This window comes from Polaromonas sp. P3_C2 (assembly GCF_056402675.1).
Genome location: NZ_JBFUGX010000184.1, coordinates 1 through 6,952, shown reverse-complemented (window position 1 = coordinate 6,952; position 6,952 = coordinate 1). Strand labels below are relative to the sequence as shown.

The 6,952-nt window shown below is 61.6% G+C and carries 6 protein-coding genes; 2 read left to right on the top strand and 4 right to left on the bottom strand.

Annotation, left to right across the window (positions count from 1 at the left end; translation table 11 throughout):
- A partial coding sequence (gene ileS, locus AC1DWI_RS09855; protein WP_477724754.1) for an isoleucine--tRNA ligase occupies positions 1–2,130 on the bottom strand: 2,130 nt, incomplete at its 3' end.
- Between the two features lie 118 nt (positions 2,131–2,248).
- Entirely contained in the window at positions 2,249–3,283 is a 1,035-nt protein-coding gene (locus AC1DWI_RS09850; RefSeq protein WP_477669684.1) for a bifunctional riboflavin kinase/FAD synthetase, read from the bottom strand.
- A 161-nt stretch (positions 3,284–3,444) separates the two neighbouring features.
- On the opposite strand from AC1DWI_RS09850, the gene AC1DWI_RS09845 reads away from it, so the two are divergent.
- Positions 3,445–4,002 carry an HNH endonuclease gene (locus AC1DWI_RS09845; RefSeq protein ID WP_092128654.1) on the top strand — a complete coding sequence of 186 codons (558 nt, stop codon included), beginning with the start codon at positions 3,445–3,447 and terminating at the stop codon, positions 4,000–4,002.
- A gap of 119 nt (positions 4,003–4,121) precedes the next feature.
- Here the strand turns inward: AC1DWI_RS09845 and AC1DWI_RS09840 are convergent, their stop codons facing one another.
- Positions 4,122–5,237 (bottom strand): acyl-CoA dehydrogenase family protein, encoded by a 1,116-nt coding sequence (locus AC1DWI_RS09840; RefSeq protein WP_477669683.1) that lies wholly within the window; start codon positions 5,235–5,237, stop codon positions 4,122–4,124.
- A gap of 36 nt (positions 5,238–5,273) precedes the next feature.
- Complete coding sequence (locus AC1DWI_RS09835; RefSeq protein WP_477669682.1) at positions 5,274–6,455, bottom strand: acyl-CoA dehydrogenase family protein; 1,182 nt, start codon at positions 6,453–6,455, stop codon at positions 5,274–5,276.
- A 168-nt stretch (positions 6,456–6,623) separates the two neighbouring features.
- Here AC1DWI_RS09835 and purN point away from each other — a divergent pair.
- Positions 6,624–6,952, top strand: a 329-nt coding sequence (gene purN / locus AC1DWI_RS09830; protein ID WP_477724753.1) for a phosphoribosylglycinamide formyltransferase, incomplete at its 3' end; no start/stop codon positions are given.

Below are 6,952 nucleotides of genomic sequence, written 5' to 3'. Positions count from 1 at the left end.
GCTGAGCGCATAGCGGTCGATTTCCAGCATCTGCTCAAATGGCACGGCGTCTTTGGCCGGGTCGAAGTCGCTCACGTTGGCCATCAAGAAGCGCAGCGTGTTGCGGATGCGGCGGTAGGCGTCCACCACGCGGGCCAGGATCTTGTCGTCGATGCCCAGGTCGCCCGAATAGTCGGTCGAGGCGCACCAGAGGCGGATGATCTCGGCGCCCAGCTTGTCACTCACCTCTTGCGGCACCACCACGTTGCCTTCGCTCTTGCTCATCTTGCGGCCCTTGCCGTCTACCGTGAAGCCATGCGTGAGCAACCCTTTGTAAGGCGCATGGTCGTACATCGCGCAGGCGGTGAGCAGTGACGAATGGAACCAGCCGCGGTGCTGGTCGTGGCCTTCCAGGTACAGGTCGGCCGGCCAGGTCGATTGCGCGGCGTGGCTGTGGCGCAGCACGTGGTCGTGTGTGGTGCCGGAGTCAAACCACACGTCGAGGATGTCGGTGCTCTTGATGTAATCAGGGGCATCCTTGCCGATGATGGACTCGGCCGTGGCCTTGCTCCAGGCTTCGATGCCGCCGGCCTCCACCATGGCGGCTGCCTGGTCCATGATTTCCATGGTGCGCGGATGCAGCTCGCCGGTGGCGGTGTGGATGAAGAAGGGCAGGGGCACCCCCCAGTTGCGCTGGCGGCTGATGCACCAGTCGGGCCGGCCGGCGATCATGTCGCGCAGGCGGACTTTGCCGTTTTCCGGGTAGAAACTGGTTTCTTCGATGGCCGCCAGGGCCAGCTTGCGCAGGGTTTGCGGCGCCTTGTCTTTGGTGAAAACGCCTTCGCCTTCGTCCATGCGCACAAACCACTGGGCCGCCGCGCGGTAGATCACCGGCGTCTTGTGGCGCCAGCAGTGCGGGTAGCTGTGCAGGATGTCCTGCGTGGCAAAGAGGCGGCCATGTTCGCGCAGCTTGTCGATGACCAGCGGCGCGGCCTTCCAGATATTGAGCCCGGCGAACATTGGCAGCTCATCGACATAGCGGCCGTTGCCCTGCACGGGATTGAGGATGTCGTCGTAGGCGATACCGTTGGCCACGCAAGAGTTAAAGTCTTCCACCCCATAGGCGGGCGAGGAGTGCACGATACCGGTGCCGTCATCGGCGGTGGCGTAGTCGGCCAGAAAGACCGGGCTGAAGCGCCGGTAGCCTGCGTCAACGTCATAAAAGGGATGCTGGAATTTCAGCAACGCCAGGTTTTTGCCTGCCGTTGTGGCCAGCACCTTGCCGGTGAGCTGGTAGCGCTCCAGGCATTTCTCGACCAGCACGGAGGCCAGCAGCAGGATGCCGCGATCGGTGTCGACCAGCGCGTATTCGAGTTCCGGGTTCAGGTTGAGCGCCTGGTTGGCCGGGATGGTCCAGGCGGTGGTCGTCCAGATCACCGCGAAGGCGTCTTTGGCCAGGCTCTTGAGGCCGAATGCGGCTGCGAGCTTCTCCGGCTCAGCGCATTTGAAGCCAACGTCCAGCGTCTGCGATTTCTTGTCGGCGTACTCGATTTCAAACTCGGCCAGCGAGGAGCCGCAGTCAAAACACCAGTACACGGGCTTGAGGCCCCGGTAGACAAAGCCGCGTTCCATGATGCGTTTGAGCGCGCGGATTTCATTGGCCTCGTTGGCAAAATCCATCGTGCGGTAGGGGTTGTCCCACTCCCCGAGCACACCCAGGCGCTTGAAGTCGGCCATCTGGCCGGCGATCTGTTCGGTGGCAAAAGCGCGGCTCTTGGCCTGCACTTCGTCCCTTGGAAGATTGCGCCCATGAAGCTTTTCAATCGCATTTTCGATCGGCAGGCCGTGGCAATCCCAGCCCGGCACGTAGATGGCGTCAAGGCCCTTAAGCTGGCGCGCCTTGACGATCATGTCTTTCAGGACCTTGTTGACGGCGTGGCCGATGTGGATCTTGCCGTTGGCGTACGGAGGCCCGTCGTGCAGCACGAATTTGGGTTTTCCGGCACGCACGTCACGCAGCTTCTTGTAGATGCCTTTTTCGTCCCATTCCTTGACCCAGCCGGCTTCGCGCTTGGGCAGGTCGCCGCGCATCGGGAAGGGTGTGTCGGGCAGGTTCAGGGTGCTGCGGTAATCGGTTTTGGTCTCGGACATGGGATGCTTCTGGAATGCTGTTGTTAGGGCGGCCTGAAAAGGCGGGCCGCCGGAAATACGGTGGGGAAGAAGCCGGTCGCCAAAAAATGAAAGGCGAGGCCAGAGGCGACGAGATCGTCTAAATTCGGTCGCGCGTGGTCTGGCGGCTGGTTTCCGTGTGCATGGAGGCTGGAAACGACTTGGGCGGCTGGGCAAAAAACGCCCGCGCTTCGTCACAGTCTTTGGCAATGCCTGTTTTCAGGCTGTCCAGGCTGTCGTATTTCAGTTCGTCGTGCAGTTTGTGCAGCAGTTCCACGCGGATGATTTTACCGTATGCCCCCTCGGGGCCCAGGCTGGCCGGCCATTCGAGGCAATGCGTCTCCAGCAGCACGCGCCCGCCGTTGATATCGGCCGGGTCCAGTGAGGGCCGGATCCCCAGGTTGGCTACGCCGGGAATGGGCTGGTCGGCCAGGCCAAACACCTGCACCGCAAAAATCCCGCTGGCCGCCGGTTTCCAGTGCGAAAACCGCAGATTGAGGGTGCGAAAACCGAGGTCGCGACCCAGTTTTCGGCCATGCACCACATGGCCCGAAATACTGTAAGGCCGGCCCAGCAGGCTGGCCACGCGGGTCATCTGGCCCTGCGCCAGCGCCTCGCGCACCGCAGAACTAGACACTCGGGTGTTGCTGACTTCATAGCTGTTCATGCGGGCGACGTCAAAACCCAGGCGGTCGCCGGCGGCGTCCAGCATGGCGTAGTCGCCCGCTCTTTTCGCCCCGAAACGGAAGTCGTCGCCCACCAGCACGTATTTCACGCCCAAGCCTTTCAGCAAGACTTCCTCGATAAACATCTCAGCCGGTTGCGAGGCCAGCCGGGCGTTAAAAGGCAGCACCACGCACTGGTCGATGCCGCAGCGCGCCAGCTCRGTGAGTTTGTCGCGCAGGGTAGCAATGCGCGCGGGTGCCAGTTCGGGCTTGCGAGCCACGCCGGCAAAGTAGTCGCGCGGATGGGGCTCGAAGCTCATGACGCAGCTGGGGACCCCGCGGTGCTGTGCCTCATTTTTCAGCAGCGCCAGCATGGCCTGGTGGCCGCGGTGCACACCATCGAAATTGCCGATGGTCAGGGCGCATTGCGCCGCCAGCTGGGGATGGTGGTAGCCGCGGAAAATTTTCATGGGGCAATTATCGTTTTTATAGCGCTGGAGGCCGTCTCAACGGGGCTTCAAAGTGGTTTATGGGGGATTTGAACCTGTTTGCCATGATTTCACTGTATATTGATACACAGTCAGCCGAACGCCGTGTTTCCATGCGTCATCCACCATGATGGAGGTTCGTTTTGAAGGTCTTGAAGCTCTCAGCCCAGGGATTGCCGCAATCCTGGATCAGCCTTGAACAAGCCGTGTTGCATTACGCGGCTGATGAGGTGCGCTGGGAGATGGGCGCGCGGGTCGTTACCTTCCATGGCGGCCACAACGCCATCACGGGCGAGCAGTCCATCATCACCGTCAACAGCATCATCGGCACCAAGGGCGTTCCCAACATCAACCCGTTTGACCTGAAACCGGGCCTGACCAACGGCAAGCTGTTTGCCCGCGACCGCAATGTGTGCGCCTACTGCGGCGGTCATTTCCATGAAGAAGACCTGACGCGCGAGCACATCATTCCGTTTGCGCAAAAAGGCATAGACACCTGGATGAACGTGGTGACCGCCTGCCGCGCCTGCAACCACCGCAAAAGCAGCCGCACGCCTGAGCAGGCCCACATGCCGCTTCTTTACACGCCTTATGTGCCCAGCCTCTGGGAAGACTTCATCCTGCGCAACCGCCGTATCCTGGCGGACCAGATGGAATTCTTGATGGCGCATATTCCGAAAACGTCACGCCTGCACGCTTAGCTCGCCTGATCCCGCGGGCACCAGGTCAGCGGCCGCCGCGGAACCGGCTTCGCCGGGCCGCCAGTGGCGCCCCCTTGAGGGGGAGGCGGCCGCAGGCCGCATCGGGGGTGAGTGTTGCTCTAGGCAAATACGCCAGCCGTCTCCTGCATCCGGCTCGATACTTCGCCGAGTTGATGCAGCGTGTCGCCAAACGTCATTTCGAGCTGGGTCAGCTTCTTGAAGTAATGGCTCACGATGTATTCGTCGGTCACGCCAATGCCGCCGTGAAGCTGCACCGCCTGCTGGCCCACAAAGCGCATCGACACGCCCAATTGGTACTTTGCGCGCGCCAGCGCACGGGCGCGTTCATCGGCCGGCGCATTGAGCTTGAGTGAGGCGTAGTAACTCATCGAGCGCGCCAGCTCCAGCTGCATCTTCATGTCGGCCACGCGGTGGCGCAAGGCCTGGAAGCTGCTGATGGCCACGCCGAACTGCTTGCGGGTGTTCATGTATTCGACGGTGATGGCCAGCGTTTTGTCCATCACGCCTACGGCTTCGGCGCAGGTGGCGGCAATGCCGATGTCGATAGCGTGGGCCAGGGCCGTGAGGCCGTCCAGCGTGACCAGCGTGGCGGGCGCGTTTTTAAGTGTGAGTTCAGCAGCCCGGCCGCCGTCCTGCGTGCTGTAGCCCTTGGTTGTCACGCCGGCAGCGCTGCGCTCCACCAGAAACAGCGCCAGCTTGCCATTGGCCATGGCAGGGACGATGAAGGCATCGGCTTTGTCAGCGGCCGGCACTATGCTTTTGGTAGCTGTTAGCGCCCATCCATCGCCGGCTGCAGCCGCATTTGCCTCGCATTTTTTGAAGTCGTAGCGCGCGGCCCGTTCCTGGTAGGCCAGTACCATGAGGCTTTCACCCGCGGCGATTTTCGGCAGCCAGTTGGCCTTCACGGCTTCGGGGGCATAGCTGGACAGCACGCCGCCGGCAATCAATGTCTGCGCCAGAGGCTCCAGCACAATGCCGCGCCCAAGCTCTTCCATCACCACCATGCCTTCGACCGGGCCCATGCCAAGACCGCCGTCGGCCTCGGGGATGTAGAGGCCGGTAAGCCCCAGCTCGGCGATCTGCCCATAAGCCTCGCGCGAGAAGCCGCCAGCCTTTGCGATGCCACGGCGGCGCTCAAAGTCGTAGCCCTTGTCGACCCATTTGCGCACGGCGTCGCGCAGCTGTTCCTGGTCGTCGGTGAAATCGAAATCCATGATGCTTTCCTTTAAACCGGAATGAACTGATAGGGTTTAGCCGAGAACGACTTGCGAGACGATGTTGCGCTGCACTTCGTTGGAGCCGCCGTAAATCGTGGTCTTGCGCATATTGAAGTAAGTGGATGCCAGCGGCGCGTCGCCCGGCAGGCCGCCGGGGAAGTCGCCTTGCCAGCCGGCTTCCATGGCTTCTTCAATAAAGGGCAGGCTGAAGGGGCCGGCGGCCAGCATCATGAGCTCGCTGTAGCGCTGCTGGATCTCGCTGCCGCGAATCTTGAGCAGGCCGGCGATGTCCAGCGAGTTCTTGCCTGATTTTTCGGCCGAGAGCACGCGCAGCACCAGCATTTCAAGCGCCACCACGTCGACCTCGAGCTTGGCGATCTCGTCGCGAAAGCGCTGGTCTTCATACACGCCTTCGGCCTTGGCGATGCGCTTCAAGCGCTCGAGCTCGCGTTTGGCGCGGTTCACGTCGGCGATGTTGGTGCGTTCGTGGCTCAGCAGGTGCTTGGCATAGGTCCAGCCCTTGTTTTCTTCACCGATCAGGTTGTTGGCCGGCACCTCGACGTTGTCGAACCAGACTTCATTGACCTCGGCCTCGCCGTCCAGCAGCACGATGGGGCGCACCGTCACGCCGGGCGACTTCATGTCGATCAGCAAAAACGAAATGCCGGTTTGCGGCTTGCCTTCATTGCTGGTGCGGACCAGGCAGAAAATCCATTCGCCGTACTGGCCCAGCGTGGTCCAGGTCTTCTGGCCGTTGACGATGTATTTGTCGCCCTGGCGTTCGGCCCGGCATTTGACGGACGCGAGGTCCGAACCCGAACCCGGTTCGCTGTAACCCTGGCTCCACCATACTTCGCCGCTGGCAATGCCTGGCAGGAAGCGCTTTTGCTGCTCGGGGCTGCCAAAGGCCATGATGACGGGCGCCACCATCACCGGTCCGAAGGGCACCACGCGCGGCGCGCCAGCCAGTGCGCACTCTTCTTCAAACAAGTGCTTTTGCACGGCATTCCAGCCCGGGCCGCCAAATTCCTTGGGCCAGCCGTGGCCCAGCCAGCCTTTTTTGCCGAGGATCTTGGCCCAGCGCTGCATGTCGTCACGCGACAGGCGCAGGGCGTTGTGCACCTTGTGCGAGATGTCCTTGGGCAGGTTGGCGTGAACCCAGGCGCGTATCTCTTCGCGAAAGGCCTGTTCTTCAGGGGTGAAAGCTAAATCCATGGCGAATGTCTCCAGGCCGGTTGGCGGGTATGTCTACGGTCGATTTTCTATTTTTAGCACGGTCGTTCGCAATTTTATGTCTCAGTTGGGACATTCGTGCCATTGAGTTTGATGCGTGCGGCGGGGCGGCGGTGAGCTGTTATCTGCCGCGTTCTAAACTAGAGGGCTATGGCAACTGCGCAGAAAAACATCGTCATCCTGATTTCGGGCGGTGGCTCCAACATGGCCGCCATCTCCCGCGCCGCTCAAAAAGAGGGCTGGCGCAACAAATGGGGGGTACAGGTAGCCGCTGTCATCAGCAACAAGGCGGATGCCCCGGGGCTGGCCCTGGCCCAAAGCCTGGGAATTGCTACCGAAGTTGTGCCGCACAAGTCGTTTGATTCCCGGGAGGCTTTTGATGCGGAACTCATGGCCCGCATTGACCGGCATTCGCCCGCGCTGGTGGTGCTGGCCGGTTTCATGCGCATTTTGACGCCGGGCTTTGTGCAGCACTACGC